At 56.6% G+C, this 21,552-nt stretch carries 20 protein-coding genes; 7 read left to right on the top strand and 13 right to left on the bottom strand.

From position 1 onward, the window contains the following. Positions 1-2: 2 nt before the first annotated feature. From LG300_RS03000 to guaB, 6 genes are all read right to left on the bottom strand, one after another. On the bottom strand, positions 3-1,313 hold the full coding sequence (locus LG300_RS03000; RefSeq protein WP_404376940.1) for a restriction endonuclease subunit S: 1,311 nt from the start codon (positions 1,311-1,313) through the stop codon (positions 3-5). Further along, positions 1,310-3,703 carry an N-6 DNA methylase gene (locus LG300_RS02995; protein WP_404376939.1) on the bottom strand — a complete coding sequence of 798 codons (2,394 nt, stop codon included), beginning with the start codon at positions 3,701-3,703 and terminating at the stop codon, positions 1,310-1,312. Before LG300_RS02995 ends, LG300_RS03000 begins: the two co-directional genes overlap by 4 nt. A 144-nt stretch (positions 3,704-3,847) precedes the next feature. Beyond that, positions 3,848-4,000 (bottom strand): hypothetical protein, encoded by a 153-nt coding sequence (locus tag LG300_RS02990; RefSeq protein WP_168444433.1) that lies wholly within the window; start codon positions 3,998-4,000, stop codon positions 3,848-3,850. Further along, entirely contained in the window at positions 3,997-4,740 is a 744-nt protein-coding gene (locus tag LG300_RS02985; protein WP_404376938.1) for a zeta toxin family protein, read from the bottom strand. The genes LG300_RS02990 and LG300_RS02985 overlap by 4 nt, the downstream gene beginning before the upstream one ends. Positions 4,741-4,839: 99 nt before the next feature. Next, positions 4,840-6,417: a glutamine-hydrolyzing GMP synthase gene (guaA, locus tag LG300_RS02980; RefSeq protein WP_404376937.1), complete on the bottom strand. Its 1,578-nt coding sequence runs from the start codon at positions 6,415-6,417 to the stop codon at positions 4,840-4,842. Positions 6,418-6,505: 88 nt separating this feature from the next. Beyond that, complete coding sequence (guaB, locus tag LG300_RS02975) at positions 6,506-7,975, bottom strand: IMP dehydrogenase (protein WP_404376936.1); 1,470 nt, start codon at positions 7,973-7,975, stop codon at positions 6,506-6,508. Between the two features lie 217 nt (positions 7,976-8,192). On the opposite strand from guaB, the gene xseA reads away from it, so the two are divergent. The 3 genes from xseA to LG300_RS02960 all read left to right on the top strand — a co-directional run bounded on the left by xseA (position 8,193) and on the right by LG300_RS02960 (position 11,204). Further along, positions 8,193-9,551, top strand: a complete 1,359-nt coding sequence (gene xseA / locus LG300_RS02970) for an exodeoxyribonuclease VII large subunit (RefSeq protein ID WP_404376935.1) — start codon at positions 8,193-8,195, stop codon at positions 9,549-9,551. A gap of 134 nt (positions 9,552-9,685) precedes the next feature. Then, complete coding sequence (locus tag LG300_RS02965) at positions 9,686-9,937, top strand: transcriptional regulator (protein ID WP_253506405.1); 252 nt, start codon at positions 9,686-9,688, stop codon at positions 9,935-9,937. After that, complete coding sequence (locus LG300_RS02960) at positions 9,927-11,204, top strand: type II toxin-antitoxin system HipA family toxin (RefSeq protein WP_404376934.1); 1,278 nt, start codon at positions 9,927-9,929, stop codon at positions 11,202-11,204. Before LG300_RS02965 ends, LG300_RS02960 begins: the two co-directional genes overlap by 11 nt. A 69-nt stretch (positions 11,205-11,273) precedes the next feature. Here the strand turns inward: LG300_RS02960 and LG300_RS02955 are convergent, their stop codons facing one another. From LG300_RS02955 to LG300_RS02940, 4 genes are all read right to left on the bottom strand, one after another. Next, a complete protein-coding gene (locus tag LG300_RS02955; protein ID WP_404376933.1) occupies positions 11,274-12,308 on the bottom strand; it encodes a DUF3618 domain-containing protein in 1,035 nt (344 codons plus the stop codon). Continuing rightward, positions 12,305-12,733 (bottom strand): phage holin family protein, encoded by a 429-nt coding sequence (locus LG300_RS02950; RefSeq protein WP_404376932.1) that lies wholly within the window; start codon positions 12,731-12,733, stop codon positions 12,305-12,307. Before LG300_RS02950 ends, LG300_RS02955 begins: the two co-directional genes overlap by 4 nt. A 71-nt stretch (positions 12,734-12,804) precedes the next feature. Continuing rightward, complete coding sequence (locus LG300_RS02945) at positions 12,805-13,287, bottom strand: hypothetical protein (RefSeq protein ID WP_404376931.1); 483 nt, start codon at positions 13,285-13,287, stop codon at positions 12,805-12,807. Between the two features lie 214 nt (positions 13,288-13,501). Then, entirely contained in the window at positions 13,502-13,630 is a 129-nt protein-coding gene (locus LG300_RS02940; protein ID WP_404376930.1) for a hypothetical protein, read from the bottom strand. Between the two features lie 367 nt (positions 13,631-13,997). Between LG300_RS02940 and LG300_RS02935 the strand changes: the two genes are divergently transcribed. Together LG300_RS02935 and LG300_RS02930 are read left to right on the top strand one after the other, a co-directional pair. Continuing rightward, a protein-coding gene (locus LG300_RS02935) for an IS630 family transposase (protein WP_404377967.1) occupies positions 13,998-15,010 on the top strand; the annotation gives its coding sequence in 2 pieces (ribosomal slippage) (positions 13,998-14,382 and positions 14,382-15,010; 1,014 coding nt in all). A 138-nt stretch (positions 15,011-15,148) separates the two neighbouring features. Then, positions 15,149-16,003, top strand: a complete 855-nt coding sequence (locus tag LG300_RS02930) for an SDR family oxidoreductase (RefSeq protein ID WP_404376929.1) — start codon at positions 15,149-15,151, stop codon at positions 16,001-16,003. 70 nt (positions 16,004-16,073) lie between these two features. On the opposite strand, the gene argA is transcribed toward LG300_RS02930, so the two are convergent. The 3 genes from argA to LG300_RS02915 form a co-directional block, all read right to left on the bottom strand. Further along, a complete protein-coding gene (argA, locus tag LG300_RS02925; protein ID WP_404376928.1) occupies positions 16,074-17,390 on the bottom strand; it encodes an amino-acid N-acetyltransferase in 1,317 nt (438 codons plus the stop codon). 180 nt (positions 17,391-17,570) lie between these two features. Beyond that, complete coding sequence (locus tag LG300_RS02920; RefSeq protein ID WP_404376927.1) at positions 17,571-18,836, bottom strand: inorganic phosphate transporter; 1,266 nt, start codon at positions 18,834-18,836, stop codon at positions 17,571-17,573. Between the two features lie 9 nt (positions 18,837-18,845). Beyond that, complete coding sequence (locus LG300_RS02915) at positions 18,846-19,526, bottom strand: TIGR00153 family protein (RefSeq protein ID WP_404376926.1); 681 nt, start codon at positions 19,524-19,526, stop codon at positions 18,846-18,848. A 136-nt stretch (positions 19,527-19,662) separates the two neighbouring features. Here LG300_RS02915 and LG300_RS02910 point away from each other — a divergent pair, with 136 nt between their 5' ends. Beyond that, positions 19,663-20,562: a CYTH domain-containing protein gene (locus LG300_RS02910; protein ID WP_404376925.1), complete on the top strand. Its 900-nt coding sequence runs from the start codon at positions 19,663-19,665 to the stop codon at positions 20,560-20,562. 42 nt (positions 20,563-20,604) lie between these two features. Continuing rightward, on the top strand, positions 20,605-21,513 hold the full coding sequence (locus LG300_RS02905; protein ID WP_404376924.1) for an ion transporter: 909 nt from the start codon (positions 20,605-20,607) through the stop codon (positions 21,511-21,513). The last annotated feature ends 39 nt before the right edge of the window (positions 21,514-21,552 follow it).

Raw genomic sequence — 21,552 nt, 5'->3', positions numbered from 1 at the left:
CCTTAACTGACCTTGATTTTGCCCGTCACCGCCGCGTTGATCAGGGTGGTTTTGTATTCCTTCAGTTTGGAAATCTGCTCTTGCTTGATCGAAATAGCGTTATCCAGTTGCTCTGTTTTTTCCGCCAACCAGTCAGCGATTTGAATCTGTTCTTCAAGCGGAGGAGAAAACACTGGAAGATTTTTCAGTAATTCCTGTCCAAGCGATGCACGAGTCACGATATTCACCTCATGAGCAAAAAAAACTCGGACATAATTACAACGAAATAGAAACCGCGCGAATTCCGAGGCGATGCTTCCAACATATGGCCGGAAACGGATAAGAAATCCTGAAAATGTTGCTTTCGGCATATCGACCATTGCCGCCGAAGCGATGCCAATTTCCGAGGCAACTTCGGATGTTCTTGTAAAAAAGATGTCTCCAGCTTTTACCGAATATAGATTTTGAGTCCGAACATCCGACCTAGCCAACCCTGAAGCACTCTCTGGAAGTATTTCATTTTTGAATACATCCCCATAGGTCACGAAAGGGTCTCCTGAACCAAAATAATCCGCACCTTCACTGATACCGTTCTGGAAACGCCCCATATTGCGGAGTTTCAGGACCTCCCAATGAGCAGGAATCTCCCCAATCCAGTCGATGCCGCTGTCCTTCATAGGCGCATCAGGATTCAGGCCACGGGTGACGGCCTGCTGGATCAGGATCTGCCGACGCTCGCGAAGGAGCTTGATTTGCGCTTCCTTGATCCGCACCGCCTCGTCAATTTTGGCGCATTTGTTATCCAGAAATGACGCGATGGCGCGTTGTTCATTTAAGCCAGGAACGGGCATTAAAGAATATGAAAGCTCCTCGAAGCTGATATTCTTGCCCTCACGAATACCGACAATAGAGGTCTGAAGTTCAGAGATGAACGCCGCACTCTTGAAAAGGTAACGATAATACGCTGGAAGCAAATTCTCGCTTTTGCGTTTTAGGACCGTATAAGCTGGGGAGATAATGCCGTCATGATGACAATACTCCAACCCACCTTCGAATGAGCGAAGGCTGATAGCGAAGTCGCCTTTTTCGATGAACTTAAAGCTTTTAAGGTTTCCAGACGGCATAACCATGCGACTTTCAACCAACGTTCGCGGAACTACCCCTTGATTCTGCGTCACTGACAGCAGTTCCGCGTTCGGCATTTCCTTCTGCGAATGATCTCGGAAAAGGAACTTCATTTTTTTGATGCCCCAGTCCGCTGGAATATCCCCAAGCCACGCAGTGCCGCTGTTTATCGTAGTGTGGTATTTTGCAAAGGTTGCCGCGATATTCATTCCGCCGACTCCAACTTGGTAGCGACCTCGACACCCAGAATATCGGCAATCAAACCGTCGGCCTTTTCCTCCAGCGCTAGAATATCGTGTGTCACCTCTTCCAGACTCCGCAGTGGCTTGTGACGGTAGAAGTACTTGTTGAAGCTGATCTCGTAGCCAATCTTCACCGATTCCAGGTTGATCCAGGCTTCATCCACATGCGGTTTCACCTCGGCCTGGAAATAGCGGTGGATGCTGTCCTTGAGCGGCACGCTTTCCGCATCGCGCAAGTCGGTTGCGCTTTCATAGGTCAGGTAGCTGCCATCGTCCTGACGGTAGTAGCCGAAGTCCGAAAGTGCTTCCTCGGTACAGCCGTAGCGCTCGGTCAGGCCTCTCACACCCTCTTTCGAGAGCGAGTAGCGCTTTTCGATCACTTTATGTGCACGCTCGTCGTACCAGCTCACGGCGTTCAACAGCGCGGTTTTCTCTCCGGCGGTTAGCTTGATCTTCTGCGCCTTGAGCGTTTTGGTGACAGTGTCGCGGAAGGCGTTGAAGTCATCGGTCTCTTCCGTGCCGATCTGCTTCATCAAGGCGGTGGCGGCATCATGCAGATCGCGCAGCTTGAGCCAGTGGCGGGTATCGGTCAGTTTGCCGCGCTGCTTGGCGTTCAGGGTCATGCCCTGCTCTTCGCACCAGGCGGCAATGGCTTTGGCTTCGCCTTTCAAAAAGCCTGGTTCGTAAACCTTGTCGCCGTGGGCTTCCCACAGCCACTCCATCGGCTCCCGCAATGCTTTATCGAAGCGTAGCGGTGCGATGCGCTCGGCGCTGAAACCGGCGCGTCGGCGGTCGGGGCGCTCGATAGTGACCTTGTAGTAACCGAAGTCGTCGTTATCGAACACCTGCACGGCGATGCCCTGCGGGTCGTTGTTGGCGTCGATTTCCCGCTCGATGGGGGCGAAGTCTAGGTAGGCGTTAGTGATCGTTTCTATATGCTCGGGCGCAAATTCGCAGTTCTTGTCGCCCAGGTTCTTGCGCAGCTTGCGGTAGAGCAGATTGGCGTCGATCAACTGGACACGCCCTTTTCGGGCTTCCGGCTTGGCGTTGGTCAACAGCCAGATATAGGTGGTGATACCGGTGTTGTAGAACAGGTTGTTCGGCAGCTGGATGATGGTATCCAGCATGTCGTTTTCGATGATGTAGCGGCGGATGTTGGATTCGCCGCTGCCCGCGTCGCCGGTAAACAGGCTGGAGCCGTTGTGAACGGAGGCGATGCGCGAACCAAGCGGGCTGGTGCCCGCAGGCTTCATCTTGTTGACCATCTCCATCAGGAACAGCAACTGGCCATCCGAGGAGCGCGGAGTGGCGTCTACGGTCTCTTTATTTCCCCAATAATCCGCCAACTCCACCTGAAAGCGAGGATCGATGACATCCTTGCCCTCCTTGATGTACTTGACCTCGCTGCTCCAGCTCTTGCCGTAGGGCGGGTTGGAGAGCATGAAGTCAAAGCGTTCGGCGGAAAACTCATCGCTGGAGAGTGTGGAGCCAACGCGGATGTTCTCGGGGTTGTTACCCTTGATCATCATGTCCGATTTACAGATCGCGTAGGTCTCGTCGTTGATCTCCTTGCCGTAGAGATAGACGTCGCCGCTGGCCTTGATCTGGCCTTCCGGGTCCTTGATGTAGTTCTGCGCCTCGGTCAGCATACCGCCCGACCCGCAGGCCGGGTCATAAACCGTCATGAGCGGGGGAAGCCGATCTTTGATCGGGTCAAACATCAGGTGCGTCATGAGGTGGATCACCTCGCGCGGCGTGAAGTGCTCCCCGGCTTCTTCGTTGTTCTCTTCGTTGAACTTGCGAATCAGCTCTTCGAAGACGTAGCCCATGCCCAGGTTGGAAAGCCCCGGTAGGGTGTTGCCTTCGGGGTCTTCCGTATCGTGAGGCGTGAGGTTGATATAGGGCGAGACGAAATTCTCGATGACATCCAGCAGCACCTGTTTGTCGGCCATGTGGCGCATCTGATCGAAAAGCTTGAAACGGCGGATGATCTCCTTGACGTTATCGGAGAAACCGTCAAGGTAGTCCTCGATATTCGCCAGCAGAATCTGCTGGTTGTTGGTGGCGGTGCCGTGCAGCTTCTTTAGCGTCCAATGGCTGGTGTTGTAAAACACGTAGCCGGAGGCTTCCTTCAAGGGCTCCTCATCCAGCTCTAACGCGCCTTCGTCTTCTTTCTGGTAGCGAACCTCTTCGAGCACCGCGTCCTTGGTCGGCTCCAGTAGGGTATCCAGGCGGCGCAACACCACCATGGGAAGGATGACATCACGGTATTTGCCGCGGACATAAATATCGCGCAGGCAGTCATCGGCAATTTTCCAAATAAAAGAGACAAGGCTGTTATGAGAAACCTGATTCATTGATGAAATGTAACCTTATGATATTTAACGCTAGCCCGATTTTTAGGGCGCATGAACTGCTGTTCGCAAGCCACTAAAAAACAGGCAGAAACAGAAAGCCCGCTCATCGGCGGGCCAAGGAAATGCGACTGCTCAACAGCTAAGCTAGCAATTCAGCTCTTTAGCTTGGTCGAGAACACGCTTCTGACGAGCGATGGCGTTATGGATGACCTTGTTACGCACGGCTTGTTTCTGCTCAGCGCTCGCATGACGCGCAAAATGCGTTAGCGGGGTAGATTTCGACATTTTATCTTTCATGACTCATCCTCGCCTGATAGTAGGCTTTTCAGCTGTTCATGAGTGTAGCGCTCGGGCAGGAATGGATCAATCGAATCGATATCCTCTTCCCAGTGCTGATTTGTGTGGTCTGTGTCCTTGATGATGAGGTCGAGACAGACCCTTGAGCCGAATTCTCGTTTGACTCGATTCACCACCTCTTGAACACTGAGGAACTGTTCAATAAAGCTTTCGAGCGGAATATTTCGGCCTTCGACCTTCTCGCGACCGCAGACGAACTGCCAAGCCAGCAGCGGATGCTGATAGACATAGAATATTTGGACGTCACGCTCTCGCTTCAAAGAGCGGGCAATATTCTTGCTGGCGATATCAAAGCTTGCAAGTGTGCCATCCAGAAGGAAGGACTGCCGCTGTTTCAGCATGACGTCGTGAATTCTATCCACGAGTATCGAAACCGCGCCCTGGAACAACCTGGAATTGCTACCCGTATAGCCTGGGAGCTCTTCTCTCAGGTCATCAGGATCAATACGCAGTATTCTGCCCAGCCCTTCGAACCCTTGGGACTCTAATTCATCCAGCGCTGCAACATACTCCTTGGCTATCTCGGTCTTTCCTGCTCCAGGAGAACCCGCCATAAAAATGGAGATAGGTCGCTCTTCCGGCGCGTACTGCTCGATATCCGTTCGTTCAGAGGCAATGCGCTTCTTATGTCGCTTGGCAAAGGCTACTGCATTGGCTTTGACTTCCTCGTCGCTCATCATGCTCATTCCTGTAGATATAAGCGCACCATACAACAAAGCCGCTCAATCATGGAGCGGCTTTGCTAAGTTTAGCTAGCGATTACCTTAATTGGCGCAGAATCACTCCCACTCAATAGTAGCAGGCGGCTTACTGCTCACATCATAGGTCACCCGCGAAACCCCTTCCAACTCATTGATAATCCGGTTGGAGACCTTCTCCAGCAGCTCGTAGGGCAGGTGCGCCCAGCGGGCGGTCATGAAGTCGATGGTTTCGACGGCGCGTAGCGCGATGACCCATTCGTAGCGGCGGCCGTCGCCGACGACGCCTACCGATTTCACCGGCAGGAACACGGCGAAGGCTTGGCTGGTTTTTTCGTACCAACCGGCGGCGCGCAGTTCTTCGATGTAGATGGCATCCGCGTCGCGCAGAATGTCGGCGTACTCTTTCTTCACTTCACCGAGAATCCGCACGCCCAGGCCGGGGCCAGGGAACGGGTGGCGGTAGACCATATCGTAGGGCAGGCCGAGCTCTAGGCCGAGTTTGCGCACTTCGTCTTTGAACAGTTCGCGCAGCGGCTCGACCAGCTTCAGCTTCATGGTTTCCGGTAGGCCACCCACGTTGTGGTGGGATTTGATCACGTGCGCTTTGCCAGTTTTCGAGGCAGCGGATTCGATCACGTCTGGGTAGATGGTGCCCTGTGCCAGGAACTCCACGCCTTCAATTTTGCTGGCTTCTTCATCGAACACGTCGATAAAGGTGTTGCCGATGATTTTGCGCTTGGCTTCCGGGTCTTTCTCGCCTTCCAGCTTGCTGAGGAACAGCTCTTCGGCGTCTACGCGAATCACCTTCACGCCCATATGCTTGGCGAAAGTTTCCATCACTTGGTCGCCTTCGTTCTTACGCAGCAGGCCGTTATCGACGAACACGCAAGTCAACTGGTCGCCAATCGCTTTGTGCAGCAGCGCAGCCACAACAGAAGAGTCGACGCCGCCGGAAAGGCCCAGCAGTACGTGGCGGTCGCCTACTTGCTCGCGTACGCGCTGTACTTGGTCTTCGATGATTTGGGCGGGGGTCCACAGCTTTTCGGCTTTACAGATATCCAGCACGAAGTGCTCAAGAATCCGCTGGCCTTGCAGGGTGTGGGTCACTTCCGGGTGGAACTGTACGCCGTAGAACTGCTTCTCTTCCCAGGCCATGGCCGCAATCGGGCAGCTCGGGGTAGAGGCGGTCACGGTGAAGGTGTCGGGGGCTTTGGCAACTTTGTCACCGTGACTCATCCACACATCCAGCAGCGCTTTGCCGGTCTCGGCGTCTAGGTGGTCTTTGATGTCTTTGAACAGCGCGCTTTCGGCATCCAGGCGGATCTGGGCGTAGCCAAACTCACGCTGATGAGAGCCTTCTACCTTGCCGCCCAGCTGTTCGGCCATGGTTTGCATGCCGTAGCAGATACCAAATACCGGCAGGCCCATTTCGAACACGCACTGCGGGGCGCGGGGGGAATCCAGTTCGGTGACGGATTCCGGGCCACCGGCCAGAATGATGCCGTTGGGGTTGTACTCGCGAATCTCTTCTTCGGTGATGTCGAAGGCGCGGATTTCAGAGAATACGCCGATTTCGCGTACCCGGCGGGCGATCAGCTGGGTGTACTGGGAGCCGAAGTCGAGAATCAGGATCTTATGGGCGTGAATGTCACTCATGGCGGAGCCTCTATAACGCGGAACGGCCGCATTGGCTAAAAAGCAAGCGGCGGGGCAATGCCCGCCGCCGTGTAACTTAATGCGCTGGTTAGCTCACCCGGTAGTTGGGGGCTTCTTTGGTGATCTGCACGTCGTGGACGTGGGACTCGTTAAAGCCAGCGCCGGTGATTTGTACGAATTCCGGCTTGGTGCGCATTTCCTGGATATCGCGGCAGCCGGTGTAACCCATGGAGGCGCGCAGGCCACCCATCAGCTGGTGGACGATGGCGCTCATCATGCCTTTATAGGGCACGCGGCCTTCGATGCCTTCCGGCACCAGTTTTTCGGCACCGGCATCTTTGTCCTGGAAGTAGCGGTCGGCGCTGCCTTGGTTCTGGGACATGGCACCCATGGAACCCATGCCGCGGTAGGCTTTGTAGGTACGGCCTTGGTAAAGCTCGACTTCACCTGGCGCTTCTTCGGTACCGGCCAGCAGGCCACCTACCATCACGGCGCTTGCGCCAGCGGCAATGGCTTTGGCTAAATCGCCAGAGAAGCGTACGCCGCCATCGGCAATCAGCGGAATATCGAACGCTTTCAGCGCTTCGGCCACGTTGGAAACGGCGGTGATCTGCGGCACGCCAACGCCCGCCACGATGCGGGTGGTGCAGATGGAGCCAGGGCCAATGCCCACCTTCACGGCATCCGCGCCTGCTTCCGCCAGCGCTTTGGCAGCGGCGGCGGTGGCAATATTGCCGCCAATCACTTGAATCTGCGGGAAGTGCTCTTTGATCCAGCGAACGCGATCGATCACACCCTGGGAGTGGCCGTGGGCGGTGTCGACGATGATCACGTCAACGCCTGCTTCTGCCAGTGCTGCTACACGGTCGGGGGTTTCCGGCCCGGTACCAACGGCGGCGCCTACCAGCAAACGGCCATCGCTGTCTTTGGCGGCCATCGGATAGGTGCGGGCTTTTTCGATGTCTTGGAAGGTGACCAAGCCGCGCAGGTGGAAGGCGTCATCGACGATCAGCATTTTCTCGATGCGGTGTTCGCGCATTTTAGCTTTGCTGACTTCGAGCTCGGTGCCTTCCGGTACGGTGACTAGGCGATCGCGGGGGGTCATGATGTCGGCCACGCTATCACCGTGGTTCGGCTGGAAGCGCATGTCGCGCTCGGTCACGATACCCACCAAGGTTTCGCCTTCGACCACCGGGAAGCCGGAGAAGCCGTATTCGCGGGCCATGGCCAACAGGTCTTCCAGCTTGGCTTTAGGGCTAACGGTGACCGGATCTTTTACAATGACGCTTTCGTGCTTCTTCACCTTACGCACTTCGGCGGCCTGCTGGGCCATGGTCATGTTCTTGTGAATGATGCCGATGCCGCCTTCCTGAGCCATCGCAATTGCTAGACGCGCTTCGGTCACGGTGTCCATTGCAGCGGAAAGCAGGGGAATATTCAGCGAGAGATTGCGGGTCAGGCGGGTTTTGAGGCTGACATCCTTTGGCAGAACGTCGGAGAAGCCAGGAACGAGAAGTACGTCATCGAACGTAAGCGCTTCTTGGGCCATACGTAGCATAGCGGCAACACCCATTGAGAAGTGGGAAGATGGGGCGTGAAAAGTTAATCGCCTATTATAACGTTTTGAGGGCCACCCCAGCAATGCAGAGACGCGGTTAGGCTTATACCAATTGCTAATGACGTTCGAGAGCGCGCAGTAATATGCGCCGCTGGCAAGCCTCACGAACCTTGTTTGAGGTATCGTGTCATCCACGAAATAGTCACCAAGGCCACCGATGGAACCGACAAGCACATCACCCGCCCCCAAAGCGCTCTCCGTGAGCCAACTCAACCAGCGCGCCAAGCAAACCCTGGAGCGCGACGTGGGGGAGGTGTGGGTAGAGGGCGAGCTTTCTAACGTGTCGCGCCCGGCCTCGGGGCATATCTACTTCACCCTGAAGGATGACCGCGCGCAAATTCGCTGCGCGCTGTTCCGCCAGCGGGCGCGCTTTGTGGCCGCCCCCATGCGCGATGGCGACCAAGTGAAGCTACGCGGCCGGGTCTCGCTGTTCGAGCCACGGGGCGATTACCAGCTCATTGCCGAAGCGGTGCAGGCCGCAGGGCTTGGCGAGCTGCTGGCGGCCTTCGAGCGCTTGAAAGCTCAGCTGGAAGGCGAAGGCGTGTTCGCCAATACGCGCCCCCTACCCTTTCCACCGCGCAAGATTTTGATTTTAAGCTCCGCCACCGGGGCGGCCATTCGCGATGTGCTAGCCGTGCTGGCCGCCCGCTGGCCGCTGGCGGACGTGACATTGATCCCCGTGCCGGTTCAGGGGGCGGAAGCCGCTCCGGCCATGATTGCCGCGCTGGGGCTACTGAACCGGCAAGCACGGCTAGACCCTGCACAGGACGTGGTACTCATTACCCGTGGCGGCGGCAGCTTGGAGGATCTCTGGGCGTTTAATAATGAGCATCTGGCGCGAGCGATTTTTCATTCACGGCTGCCGGTGATGTCGGCGGTGGGTCACGAGATGGATGTCACCCTGGCGGATTTTGCCGCCGACATGCGCGCCCCTACCCCCTCCGCCGCCGCTGAGCGCCTAGTACCGGACCAGCTCGCCCTCAAGCACCAGCTCGCCCAAACAGAGCAGCGCTTACACCGAGGAGTGCAAGCGCGGTTAGAGCGAGATAGCCAGCGGCTAGACACCCTGCGCGCCCGCCTTCGCCACCCCGGCGAGCAGCTCGCCCGCCAGCGCCAGCACCTCATCGCGCTGCAGCAGCGCCTCGCCCGCGCCATGCAGCAAACCCTCGGCCAGCAGAAAGCCCAAGCGGCCCAGCTCATCCGCCGCCTCGCCAGCCAGGATATGGCAAGGCTACACCGCGCCGAAAGCGAGCGCGTGGGCAGCCTGCAGCGCCGTTTAGCCAGCGCCATGCAGCGCCTGTTGGAAGCACGCCAAGCTCGCCTGCACAGCGCCGCCCGCGAACTCAACGCCGTCAGCCCGCTGGCCGTACTCGGGCGCGGCTACGCCATCGCGCAAGATGCCCAAGGCCAAGTTATCCGCCGCGCCGAAGACACCCAGCCCGGCCAACTGCTCAAACTGCGCCTGGGCGAAGGCCGCCTCAACGTCGAAGTAAAACGGCGCTATAAGAAGCACTGAATTACCGCTCGGCAATCATTAGACGCCTTTAGATACAGCGATAGCAAAAAATTACCGTTCGGGAATATTTTGCCAGCAAGGTCATTGCCTTTCGGCTATTCTTACCGAACGGTAATTTACGAGAGGCACTCGCAATGGCGACTTCAACTCCTCCTGCGACCCTAGTACGCACCTCACAAGAACTAGGCGCGCTGATAAAACAGGTGCGCCAATCCCAAGCGCTACTGCAAAGCGACGTGGCAGGCCTTGCCGGTACCGGTAACCGTTTTATTGTCGACCTAGAGCGCGGCAAGCCTACGCTTCAACTGCAGAAGGTACTCGATACACTCGACTTGATGGGCTTAGAGGTCGTGGTTCAGCGTAAGGGGCAGCTGCATGAGCGCTGATAAAGAGGCTCTGGATCTTTACTGGAAAAACCAACGTGTTGGGCGGTTATTTAATGAGCAGCCCCTGCGCTTTCAGTATGACGACAACTGGCTAACGTCGCCTGAGGCGCGCCAGCTTTCACCACGCCTTCCAATAACAAAGCCTGTGCATAGTGGCGATGATGTACTGGCGTACTTTGAGAACTTACTGCCCGAAGGAGAGTTACGTCGCCACATCGAGCTTAGTCATCATACGACAACGGTATTTGGCCTATTAAAATCGGTAGGTGGCGACACCGCTAGCGGCTATCTATTGCTCTCGGAAGGGGAAACGCCCCAACCTGCTAGCTATCGCCCGACCAGCTGGGAAAACATCAATACGCTTTTATATAGCGGAGCGCAGAATGAGCTTTCCGAGCAGCTTGTTCACCATGCCCGTATCTCGTTAGCAGGCGCCCAGAATAAGCTGCTGCTAATGGTCGATGAACATGGCAACCCAGCTATCCCAAAGGGCGCCGCTCCTTCTAGCCATCTATTAAAACCCGATATTAGAGGTTTGAACGGTGTTTGGTGCTCTGCCCTGAATGAAACGCTGTGCATGCAGCTTGGGGCGGCACTTTCGTTAGAAGTGGCTGAGACTACCTTCCAGCCAGATACACGCGCTTGCCTGATTAAGCGATACGATCGCGTAATGAACCATAAAAACGGCCAATTAGAGCGCATCCATCAGCTAGATTTTTGCCAGTTGGCAGGTACCCCTTCAACGCTCAAATATGAAAGTGACGGAGGGCCAAATTTACTCACTTGCCGACAGCTCCTACAGCAGGTCGGCGTTCCTGCCAGTGATCTGCAACGCTTTATTCGATGGTTTTTTTACAACTTGTTGATTGGTAATAACGACAGCCACGCGAAAAACCTATCTATCCTGCATACCTCAGGCGGGGTCAGGCTGGCCCCGTTTTACGATTTAATGTGTACCACGATTTACAGCGGTTTATCCAAGCGCTTTGCCTTTCAGGTTGATGGTGTCGATCACCCCGGCAGCATTGAGCGCCAGCAGTTGGAATCTCTCGCCAAAACACTCGGCTTCAAGCCTGCTTATTTCCTTCGCCTGGGACTGCAGCTTGCAGACGAAACCCTCGTTCACTTACCGAACGCGGTACAGTGCCTTTCACAGGTTACACAGCCTGGCAATGAGCAGGTAATGCTTGAACACTTGTCACAGCGTATTACCTCTAATTGCCAAAAAATGGCTCGTCGTTGGAAAGCCGACTCAACGTCGAAGTAAAACGGCGCTACAAGAAGTAGCGCCGTGGCATGGGTGGTGAGAGGAACGGGGAATGAGCGGGAGTAACCGCTATGGCAGCGGCGGCTTGCGCGTTTCCGAGGTTTGCGTGGTGGTGTTCGCCCCTGGGGTGGTGGGATTGACGCTGGTGGGGTTAGCGCTGGTGGCGGTGTTAGTGCCTGCCCCCTGGGTGTTGCCTGACGGCGTGCTGGAACCCGCTAACCCCGGCTCGTGATGCTGGGTGGGGTTATCATTATCTTTATGCCCCTGTTCGCGCTGCTCATGGGCATGCTGTTTGACCGATTCCGCTTTGTCGTGAATCGCGTGCTGCGCTTTATCCACTTGCGCCTCGCCCATTTTGGCCGCTTGATCCATCGCTTGGTTGCGGTACTCGCCCAGGGTTTCGTTCTCTTTACGCGTCGTGGCGCTCATGCTGGCAAGCGCCGCCCCCAGAGCAAAGCCTAGCGCTCCCACCACCAGCGGGTGATCTTGAATAAAATCGGAGGAGCGGTCGCTGGCGTGATGGGCGCGCTCTTTCATGTGATCGATCCGGGGATGCGTGCCCTGCTGGGCGTGGGACATGGAATCGTGCATACGACCTCCCATTTGGTGAGCTTTGTCGCTGAACTGCTGCGCGGCCCCTTTGGTGCTATGGCCAATATGGCGGGCGCGCTCTTTGATGCCGTGGCCATGGCCGCTCGAGTCGCTGCGCGGGTCGTGCTGCCCGGCACTGGCGTGCTGTGGATACACTACTTCGTCGGGAGGCGGTGGCGTGGCGTGCGCATCGGTGGCATAGCCGTGGGTATTGCCGTAGGCGTGGCGGCTTTGCGGGTGGCGCTGGCGCAGCATTAACCAGCTAAGCCCTGCGCCGGTGAGCAGCGTAGGCACCGGATTTTGCTTTACCGTAGTGCCCAGGTTGGCAAAAAATTCATTGGCTCCGCCGTGGCGCAGGTAGTCGTAGGTGGTATGCAGCCACTGCTCTGGCGAAAAGCGCTCTTCGATTTGGTGCAGCGTGTTGTCTAACCGCTCGCGGGATTGATGAATCTCCTTTTCGATCTCATCGGGGTCGCGCCGTGGCTGGCTGTGTGAAGTATCGCGATCGCTCATTTCACCTCCTCCTTGACGTGCTGCTTATGCTGCTTCGCCAGCGTTTGATCATCGCGCAGGCTGTTCATCGTGCGATTAGGCATGAGCCCCTGGGCGCGTACTTTTTTCAGCCCAGCTTTGAGCATCACCACTCCAATCAGCGTGACCACGGCACCTACCACCACGGCAGATAACCAGGGCCGCGTTTCAGGTGGCAGCACCTCGTTTAACAGCATCACCAGCGCTGCCAGCAGGGTTAAAAACCCGCCAAACAGCACGGCACCCGCAGTGGCAATGGCCCCTACGCCTGCCATCGCTTGGTGAGTTTTTTCCGACATTTCGGCTTTGGCAAGCGCCGCCTCGCCGCGCACCAGGGCGGTCACTTCGTTAAGTAACGTGGATAGCAGCGAGCCCACTGAGCTACTTTTTTGGCTATCTGATTCCATTCTTAATCTCCCGCTTCCTGCATGAAGAGTGATGTAAGCGCTTGTTTAAAGAGATTGTTTAAAGAGATTGCTTAAAGCGTTTGGTCGGGAACACTGGTTTCAGAAGACGCGGCGGGCGCAGGCGCTTTAGCGGGTGAGCTACGCAAAAACCGCGTGACCAGAAACCCAGCGGCAATCGCGCCGCCAATAAACATGGCGGGTTCGCGACGACCATAATCTTCGGCCGCACGGCAGAGGCTGTGCAGGTCTTTATCCCGCAGGCGTTGGGAAAAGCGTTCGGTTTGGTCAGCGAGCTTTCTAGCCTGTTCCGAACAGAAGGGTTGCTCTTGGCGGTCGAACACATCGGCTGCGTTCTGAAGCACCGTGCCCAGGGTGTGGGTATGTTTGGCGGCGTTTTCACGCTGGCGGTAAAACGCGCTTTTGGCCTGCTCGCGGGCGGCGCCTTTCAACTCATCGGCGCTTTGTTGGCCTTTTTGCTTCAGTGTTTCATGGTCAGTGTGGTGATGGCCGGTGTGATGGTCAGTGGTATCGTGATGCGGTCCTTGATCGTTCATGGTGACGTTCTCCGTGTCAGTGAAACCTCACCAGAACTATAGCGAGCATCGCCCCCCTTTCAATTTAAAGCCGCCGAATTAACCAATAGTGCTCATTGTTTCAATAAATATTAACAAGATGCTCAAAGTTATATGCCTCCCTCTAAGCTGCCCTCGGCAAAGCAAAAAGGCGCTAACCTTAGCGCCTTTGTTAATAAGTACCGCTTAGGTTGACTTATTTTTTATCCGATTTGTCATCCGCATCGGGGTTGACGTGATGGGTATCGGGCATCGGATTCGCATCGTCGTGATGGTCGTCGCGCTTATCTTTCTTCTGGTCGTCTTTAGCTGGATCTGGGGTCATCTTACCTCCTACTCCTTGATGGTTGTTAAGCTTGGCGGCTGTTGAGATAGGCGTTGGGATAGCCGTTGGGATAAATAATTGGGGCAGATAGCTGGGATAAATAGCTGCCGGGATAAGCCTCCCCTCACTATAGCTGCTACCTGGGTTCTTGCCATGACACCCTACCGACCTAACAGCATTATTACTCACTTACACTTACTAAAAAAACATCGATAACAATAAGTTAAAACGATAAGTATGAGCCATTTTCTATTTATGGCCTGTTTAAATAGTCTTTATTAATTCTGTCTATTTAAAACGGTAGATAAGTGCTTAGGCAGATATTTTCATGCACAATGCGGTCAAGCTATTACATCAGGATGAGAGCATGGCAAGGCGTTTCGTATCGCTCCTCACAGAAGAAGAACAACAGGCTTTGACAGACGCCCACCAGTATGGCGAAACACGAGCCCTTCGCAGGCGTGCCCACGCGATCTTACTGAGCCATCAAGGCTATACGATCAACCAGATCAGCGACATCCTGGATGTTCGACGAAATACTCTCTCGATCTGGTTCAAGAAATGGGAAGTCTCCGGCCTTGACGATCTCATCGATAAGCCTCGCAGTGGCCGGGTGCCCATTCTGGATGACGACGATCGAGAGCGGCTGCAAGCGTTGGTTCAGGAGCACCCACATCAGATCCGAACCCTACAGGCTCGGCTGCAGGAAGAGACCGGAAAAACGTTCAGCGCGGACACCATGCGCCGGGCGTTAAAAAAAATGGGAATAGCTTCAAACGCATTCGACACTCACTGAAAGGACGACGTGATGAAACGGATTTCCGTAACACTCAGGGCCTGATGAAAGCGCTCCAGGAATGGGAAGACCAAGGCGAACATGAACTCTACTACTTTGATGAGTCAGGGTTTTCTCAGTCATCATCAGTGCCCTATGCGTGGAGCCCTATCGGTCAGCCCTGGGAGATTCCGGCCTATACCCACCGTCATCGGTTGAACGTGCTGGGGTTCCTGAGTCGGCAGGGCAAACTGGTCTACCGCACGACGACCGAGCCGGTGACGACGGCGACCGTGATCGCCGCTTTCGATCAGTTCATTGCGCAGAAAGACCCGGATACCTTTGCCATCGTCATTCTGGATAACGCCAGCATGCATCGTTCCCATGCCTTTGGGCGAAAGCGGCTGGAGTGGCTGAATCATCGCGTTCATGTCATCCATTTGTCGGCCTATTCGCCGGAGCTGAACCTGATCGAAATCCTCTGGCGTCGGATCAAGTACAGCTGGCTACCACTGACCGCCTACGAGAGTTTTGCCACGTTATGCAGCGAAGTGAATCGGGTGCTTAGCGGCTATGGCAGCGAATACATGATTAATTATGCATAGGCACTTAAGCACGCCCTATTTGCTCTTCCCTTCGCCTTTGGTCTACGTTGAAAGCTCGACACTAGGCAGCCAGCCACCCGGGGAGACGGGTCGCCCTGCCAACCAAAGTGATTCGTGCACACAAAGGAGTGACCGCACATGAGCGACCAACTGCAGCCCCCGCAGCACCAACACCAGCAGCCCGGAGACGAGTACGCCATGCGCCCGGCGCCGGAGTACATCCGCGAGAGCTATCGCGGCACCGGCAAGTTGCTCGATAAAGTGGCGATTATTACCGGCGGCGATAGCGGTATTGGCCGTGCCGTGGCCGTGCACTACGCCCGTGAAGGAGCGGATAGCGTAATTGTGCATCTCAAAGAGACCAAGGATGCCGAAGAGACCAAGCGGCTGGTAGAAGCGGAAGGCCGCCGCTGCCTGGTATTGAAAGGCGATGTGGCCGCGCCCAGCTTCTGCCGCGAGATTGTGAACCGTGCCAAGCAGGAGTTCGGCAAGATCAATATCGTGATCAATAACGCCGCCGAGCAGTACGATTGGGACGACATTACAGAGATCCCCGACGACCAACTGCTACGCACTTTCCAGACCAATCTATTTAGCCACTTCTACTTAACCAAAGCCGCGCTGCCCCACTTGGGAGAAGGCGATACGATTATCGCCACCTCCTCCATCAATGCGTTCAAGGGCAACGATACGCTGATTGATTACACTGCCACCAAAGGCGCCATTCAAGGCTTGGTGCGCTCGTTGGCGATGTCGCTGATGGAGCGCGGTATTCGCGTCAACGCCGTGGCCCCAGGCCCCATCTGGACGCCGCTGATTCCGGCCAGCTTCGAGGAGGATAAAGTAGCGGAGTTTGGCAAGCAGGTACCCATGAAGCGCCCTGGCCAACCTAGCGAAATCGGCCCGGCGTATGTCTACCTAGCCAGCGAAGAGTCGTCTTACATGAGTGGGCAAACACTGCACTTAAATGGCGGCGTGATTCTCAATACTTAGCCAGCCTTCTGGGGCGGCGTGGCCGCCCCAACCTACCACTCACCATTCACCTTTTTCCACTCACTCACTTTTACCCCGCTAACGTTTTCACCAACACCTTAGATTTACGAGCGTGGTTGTAGGCTTCGCGCTTTAACGGCGGCAGGTCTTCAAGGCTTGCGGCGCGGAAGCCGCGTTCGACAAACCAGTGGGCGGTGTGGGTGGTGAGCACAAATATTTCGGAAAGCCCGCGCTGGCGGGCTCGGCGCTCTTGGGCTTCCACTAGGCGCTCGCCGCGCTCGCCGCCCCGATAGTTGCCGTGTACGGCGACGCATGCTAGCTCACCGACGGTGGTCTCAGGGAAGACGTGTAGCGCCGCGCAGCCAATCACCATGCCGTCCCGTTCGATGACCATGTAATCATCAATCTCGTGCTCCAGGCGCTCGCGGGAGCGGGCCACTAGCATCCCGCGCCGCTCCAGCGGCTCTAACAGTTCCAGCAGGCCCGCTACGTCGTTGAGCGTGGCGGGGCGCAGCTGCTCGTAGCGGTGCTGGGTAATCATGGTACCCACACCGTCACGGGTGAACAGTTCACCCAGCAGCGCATCGTGATTGCGCCATGAGAGCAGGTGGGTGCGTGCCACGCCTTCGCGGGCGGCGGTGCAGGCAGCGCTCAAGTGTCGCGCCAATTCGCTACCCGGCGCGGCTTGCTGCAGGCGGGGCTCCGCCTCAAAAGGGGAAAGCTGACGTAACAGCGTGCCCTGCTCATCCTCCAGCCCTTCCGATTCGCCCAGCAGAATCAGCTTATCGGCTTTCAGGGCAACGGCGGCGTGCTGGGCCACTTCTGAGGCGTCTAAATCAAACACTTCGCCGGTGCTGGAGAATCCCAGCGGCGGCAGCAGTACCAGCGAGCCTTTCTCCAGTAACCCTTCGATGGCGCTGGCCCGCACCCGGCGCACTTCGCCGCTGTGGTCGAAATCCACCCCTTCGCGCACGCCAAGCGGCTTGGCGGTGACCAGGTTGCCAGAAATCACGCTTAGCTCCACGCCATGCAGCGGCGTGCTGGGTAGGCCCAGCGAGAGCCGCGCTTCCAGCCATAGCCGCTGGTGCGCTGCTACCTGCTCAACATGGGCCATCACTGCGCGGTCGGCTATCCAGCGGCCATCCACACGGGTTGGCTCTACGCCAGCGGCAGTCAGTGCCTCGTGGACCTGGGGGCGGATACCAAATACCACCACCAACCGCACGCCCAGCGTATGCAGCAGCGCTAAATCCTGGATAAGCTGCTCCCCTCGACCAGACGCCATGGCTTCGCCCTCAATCAGGATGACAAAGGTTCGCCCCCGGTGGGCGTTAATATACGGGGAAGCGTTACGAAACCAATCTACAAAGGGGAAACGTGTGTCCAAGGGCCGCTCTCCGGCAGCAGGTGAATGAAGGTAGAGCCATTTACTTTAACAGAGCACAAAAAACAGCGGCACCTTCTATTGCAAAGATCTTATCCAAAGATCGTGTGCTAAGAAGGTGCCGCTGTGGGCGTAGGCAAATGAGCCGAGCCGTGGCGTGCTACACGGGGCTAACCCCGGTGCTTAGCCAAACATACCTTTAAACATAAAGAAGAACAGAATGGCCAAACCGGCACCGGCGGGCAGCGTAATCAGCCACGACATGGCAATGGTGCCAATCACGCGCAGGTTCAGCGCCGCCATACCACGGGCCAAGCCTACGCCCAGCACCGCACCCACCAAGGTGTGTGTGGTGGAGATGGGCAGGCCGGTACCCGAGGCCAGCACTACGGTGGTTGCCGCTGCCAGCGTGGCCGCGAAGCCACGACTCGGGGTGAGTTCAGTAATGCCGGTACCCACGGTGGCGATAACCTTGTGGCCGTAGGTCACCAAACCCACCACAATGCCGCCACCACCCAGCACCAGCACCCACCAGGGCACCAGCGCGGACGCTTCAATTTGGCCACCGTTTTGCACCACGCTAATCACCGCCGCCAGCGGGCCGACTGCGTTGGCAACGTCGTTTGAGCCGTGGGCAAAGGCCATAGCGCAGGCGGTAAAGATCATCAGCACGCCGAACACCCGCTCAACGTTGGCGTAGCCAAAGTGGTCGTTGACGTTCTTTTCAAATTTGATGCGACGCTGCATCAGCACGCCAATCCCCATAATGACCAAGCCGAGCAGAATGGAGAGCAGCAGGCTTTGGTTAAAGGTTAGGTCGAGCCCCACATGGGAGAGCCCTTTGGTCAGCGTGACCATAGCAACGATAAAGCCCACCAAAAACACATAGCCCGGCACGTAGCGCTTGGCGGCGGTAAACGGGTTATCGTTTTCAAAAATCAGGTGGTGGACCGATTTAAACAGCACAAAGCCGATGGTACCGGCCAGCAGTGGGGAAACGACCCAGCTTGCCGCAATCTTGGTAACCGCTCCCCAATCCACGGTAGAAGCCCCCAGGCCTGCCACCGCGAAGCCCACAATCGCGCCCACAATGGAGTGCGTGGTGGAAACGGGCCAGCCTTTCATGGAGGCCACTAGCAGCCAGGTTCCCGCTGCCAGCAGCGCCGCTAGCATACCGTACACCAGCAGTTGTGGGTCTTCCTGCAACAGTTCAGGGTCGATGATGCCTTTACGAATGGTGTTGGTGACTTCGCCACCGGCCAGCCATGCGCCTAAAAATTCAAAGACAACCGCAATGAGAATCGCCTGCTTGATGGTGATCGCTTTCGACCCCACCGAGGTTCCCATGGCATTGGCAACATCGTTTGCGCCAACGCCCCATGCCATAAAGAAGCCAAATAAACAGGCCAGAATGATAAAAATGTCACCGTGCTGGGCAATAATCTGCATGAGTATCCCTTAGCGTGCGGTCAAAATCTGCAGGCGGCTGCCGACGCGTTCAGCGCGATCAGAGACTTCGCCCACCCACTCGATGATCTTGTAGAGAAAAATCACATCCACTGGCGGCAGCTGGCTCTCTAGCTCGAACAGCTGGCGACGAATCGCAATCTGCTGGCTGTCAGCCTGGTGCTCAAGGGTGTGTAGCTCGCGGATCATATTCTGCATCACATCGGACACGTTGCGACCAAAGCCGGATTCCAGCAGGTCTTTCAACTCTTCAAGCGCTTGGCGGGCCTGGGCCACGCAAGCCACACTGGTACGCATGTAGTCGCGCATCGGTTCGGCCAGCTCATCGGGCACACGCATTTTACGCCCCAGCATGATGCCGGTAATGTCACGCACCTTATTGGCGATCTTGTCCTGCACGCTGATCAAGTCGAGCAGGTCGGAACGCGATACCGGTAGGAACATGGTGTTGGGCAGGTTCAGCCGCAGTTCTGTTTTCAGGGTGTCGGCGTCGTGCTCTAGGCGCGTAACGTTCTCGCGCAGTTCCGCCGCCGTATCCCAATCACCGACAAGTGTTGCCTCGAAGAACGGCAGCAGTTGGTCGGCACATTCATTGGCCTTGACGATGTGGGCCAGCAGCGGCTGGAATGGCGAGCGGCCAAACATCGCGGAAAAAGGGTTGGAGGTTACCATATAGCCTTTAGCCTGTTTTCGGGGAGCCTGGAAATGGCGGGCGCCAGTATAAAGAGTGCGCCCGCCGCCGTCATGAAAAGTTCATAATGTCATCAAAATTTAACCAAAATGTCACAATAACGAGGTGGCGATTGTCATGAAAAACTCAACTAGCATGCCAGCACCGACCGAGGTGGAGCTAAAACTGGCGCTGCCACCCACCCAGCTTGGGGCACTACTGCGACACTCTGTATTAGCCAGCACCCCACCACTACAGCAGCAGTTAGCGAACACTTATTTCGATACGCCAGCCGGTGATTTAGCCGCCGCGCGGTTGGCGGTGCGCCTGCGCCAGCTGGATCACCAAGTGCTGCAAACGGTCAAAACCGCCGGTCAAGGGGGTGGCGGGCTCTCCAGCCGACAGGAGTGGGAGTGGCAAGTTCCTGATACCAGCTTAGATCAATCCGGCCTGGCCGCTCTGCCCCCTTTCCAGGGGGCGTTAGCGCAAAAAATAGCGGCGCTACGCCCCATCCTAAGTACGGACTTCACCCGCCGCAGTTGGCGGCTGGCCTGGCAAGGCAGTGAGATTGAGCTGGTGTTGGATGAGGGAGAGATCGCTTGCGGCACGGCCAAGACACCGATTTGCGAAGTTGAGCTGGAGCTAAAGGCAGGCGACCCCAAGGCGCTATGGTCGCTGGCGGTCGAGTTGGCAAGCCAAGTGCCGCTGCGCCCTTCCGATACTAGCAAAGCGGCGCGGGGCAATGCCCTGGGCCACCAGCAGTGGCCGCTGCCAAGTGCCGAGCGCCCCGCTGAATGGCTACATCGCGCCACGGTGGCGTTGGACGCCTACCACGATAGCGGTGAAGCGGCGCACTTAAACGCCGCCCAGCAGGCGTTAGCAGCACTTGCCGAGCATCCACAGCTGGATGACGCCGCTCGGGGTGACGCCGAGATGCTGCCCAAGGCGTTGGATAGCGCAGGTATGCCGACTGTCGCCTATGGCGTGGCTGCGTTAAACCTGGCCCGTCGCTTCGCCTATGAAACCGCGCTACGCTAAACACGCCACTACTATTTATTAAGCCCACTTCAGGATGACGCGATGAGCTTTCCACTTACCCCCGGTGCCGAGGGGCTTCGAACTCGGCTGTTCCATATTATTTTCGAGTCCGATACGCCGGGTGCTAAGGCGTTCGATATCGCGTTGATTATCGCCATCCTATTAAGCGTGACAGTGATCCTGCTAGGCAGCGTGGAGGTGTATGCCGAGCGCTATGGGCATATCTTTTTCTATACAGAGTGGGCTTTTACGCTACTGTTCAGCCTGGAGCTGTTGGTGCGGCTCTACTGCCTGGAGCGCCCTACGGTCTATTTAAAGAGCTTCTACGGCATTGTCGACGTCATTGCGATTATTCCGACCTGGTTGGTGCTGCTGGTGCCTGGGGCCCACGGGCTAGTGATGGTGCGGATTTTGCGGGTGCTGCGTATTTTCCGCATCTTGCGGCTGATGGAGTTTGTAGGAGAAGGCCGACTTCTACTGGATGCTCTCAAACGTAGCCTGCGCCAAATCCTGCTGTTTTTCAGTAGCATTCTCATGGTCGTCACGCTATTTGCCGCGCTGATGTACACCATTGAGTCCCCAGAGGCAGGCTTTACCAGCATTCCGATGTCGATGTACTGGGCCATCGTGAGCATGACCACTGTGGGCTATGGCGACATCGTGCCCGCTACCTCGCTGGGTAAAGCAATTACCGTGATTCTGATGCTAATTGGCTACTCGATTATCGCCGTGCCCACCGGGGTGTTTTCCGCCCAGGTGATCCGCTCAATCCGTGAAGACCGCTATTCGGAAGAGGCCTGCCCAGGCTGCGGCCACGACCGCCACGAAAAACGTGCCCGCTACTGCCTGCGCTGCGGTACGTGGCTGGATGAGAATAGCGAAGATCCGCGCAAAAAAGCGCATAACAGGAGGGGCGAAGAAGATGACTCGGCCAGCGAGACCAAGCTGTAGCGATGCCGGTTTAGCAAAACGGGGGCGCTAAGCCCCCGC

It is taken from the genome of Vreelandella aquamarina (assembly GCF_044805175.1).
GTDB classification, from domain to species: Bacteria; Pseudomonadota; Gammaproteobacteria; order Pseudomonadales; family Halomonadaceae; genus Vreelandella; species Vreelandella aquamarina_B.
This window is presented reverse-complemented; position numbering and strand designations above follow the sequence as displayed.

Bases quoted from the DNA above. Each gene is read 5' to 3' on its own strand.
- LG300_RS03000 (WP_404376940.1), bottom strand. From the start codon at position 1,313: ATGAATATCGCGGCAACCTTTGCAAAATACCACACTACGATAAACAGC.
- LG300_RS02995 (WP_404376939.1), bottom strand. From the start codon at position 3,703: ATGAATCAGGTTTCTCATAACAGCCTTGTCTCTTTTATTTGGAAAATT.
- LG300_RS02990 (WP_168444433.1), bottom strand. From the start codon at position 4,000: ATGAAAGATAAAATGTCGAAATCTACCCCGCTAACGCATTTTGCGCGT.
- LG300_RS02985 (WP_404376938.1), bottom strand. From the start codon at position 4,740: ATGATGAGCGACGAGGAAGTCAAAGCCAATGCAGTAGCCTTTGCCAAG.
- guaA (WP_404376937.1), bottom strand. From the start codon at position 6,417: ATGAGTGACATTCACGCCCATAAGATCCTGATTCTCGACTTCGGCTCC.
- guaB (WP_404376936.1), bottom strand. From the start codon at position 7,975: ATGCTACGTATGGCCCAAGAAGCGCTTACGTTCGATGACGTACTTCTC.
- xseA (WP_404376935.1), top strand. From the start codon at position 8,193: ATGGAACCGACAAGCACATCACCCGCCCCCAAAGCGCTCTCCGTGAGC.
- LG300_RS02965 (WP_253506405.1), top strand. From the start codon at position 9,686: ATGGCGACTTCAACTCCTCCTGCGACCCTAGTACGCACCTCACAAGAA.
- LG300_RS02960 (WP_404376934.1), top strand. From the start codon at position 9,927: ATGAGCGCTGATAAAGAGGCTCTGGATCTTTACTGGAAAAACCAACGT.
- LG300_RS02955 (WP_404376933.1), bottom strand. From the start codon at position 12,308: ATGAGCGATCGCGATACTTCACACAGCCAGCCACGGCGCGACCCCGAT.
- LG300_RS02950 (WP_404376932.1), bottom strand. From the start codon at position 12,733: ATGGAATCAGATAGCCAAAAAAGTAGCTCAGTGGGCTCGCTGCTATCC.
- LG300_RS02945 (WP_404376931.1), bottom strand. From the start codon at position 13,287: ATGAACGATCAAGGACCGCATCACGATACCACTGACCATCACACCGGC.
- LG300_RS02940 (WP_404376930.1), bottom strand. From the start codon at position 13,630: ATGACCCCAGATCCAGCTAAAGACGACCAGAAGAAAGATAAGCGCGAC.
- LG300_RS02930 (WP_404376929.1), top strand. From the start codon at position 15,149: ATGAGCGACCAACTGCAGCCCCCGCAGCACCAACACCAGCAGCCCGGA.
- LG300_RS02920 (WP_404376927.1), bottom strand. From the start codon at position 18,836: ATGCAGATTATTGCCCAGCACGGTGACATTTTTATCATTCTGGCCTGT.
- LG300_RS02915 (WP_404376926.1), bottom strand. From the start codon at position 19,526: ATGGTAACCTCCAACCCTTTTTCCGCGATGTTTGGCCGCTCGCCATTC.
- LG300_RS02910 (WP_404376925.1), top strand. From the start codon at position 19,663: ATGAAAAACTCAACTAGCATGCCAGCACCGACCGAGGTGGAGCTAAAA.
- LG300_RS02905 (WP_404376924.1), top strand. From the start codon at position 20,605: ATGAGCTTTCCACTTACCCCCGGTGCCGAGGGGCTTCGAACTCGGCTG.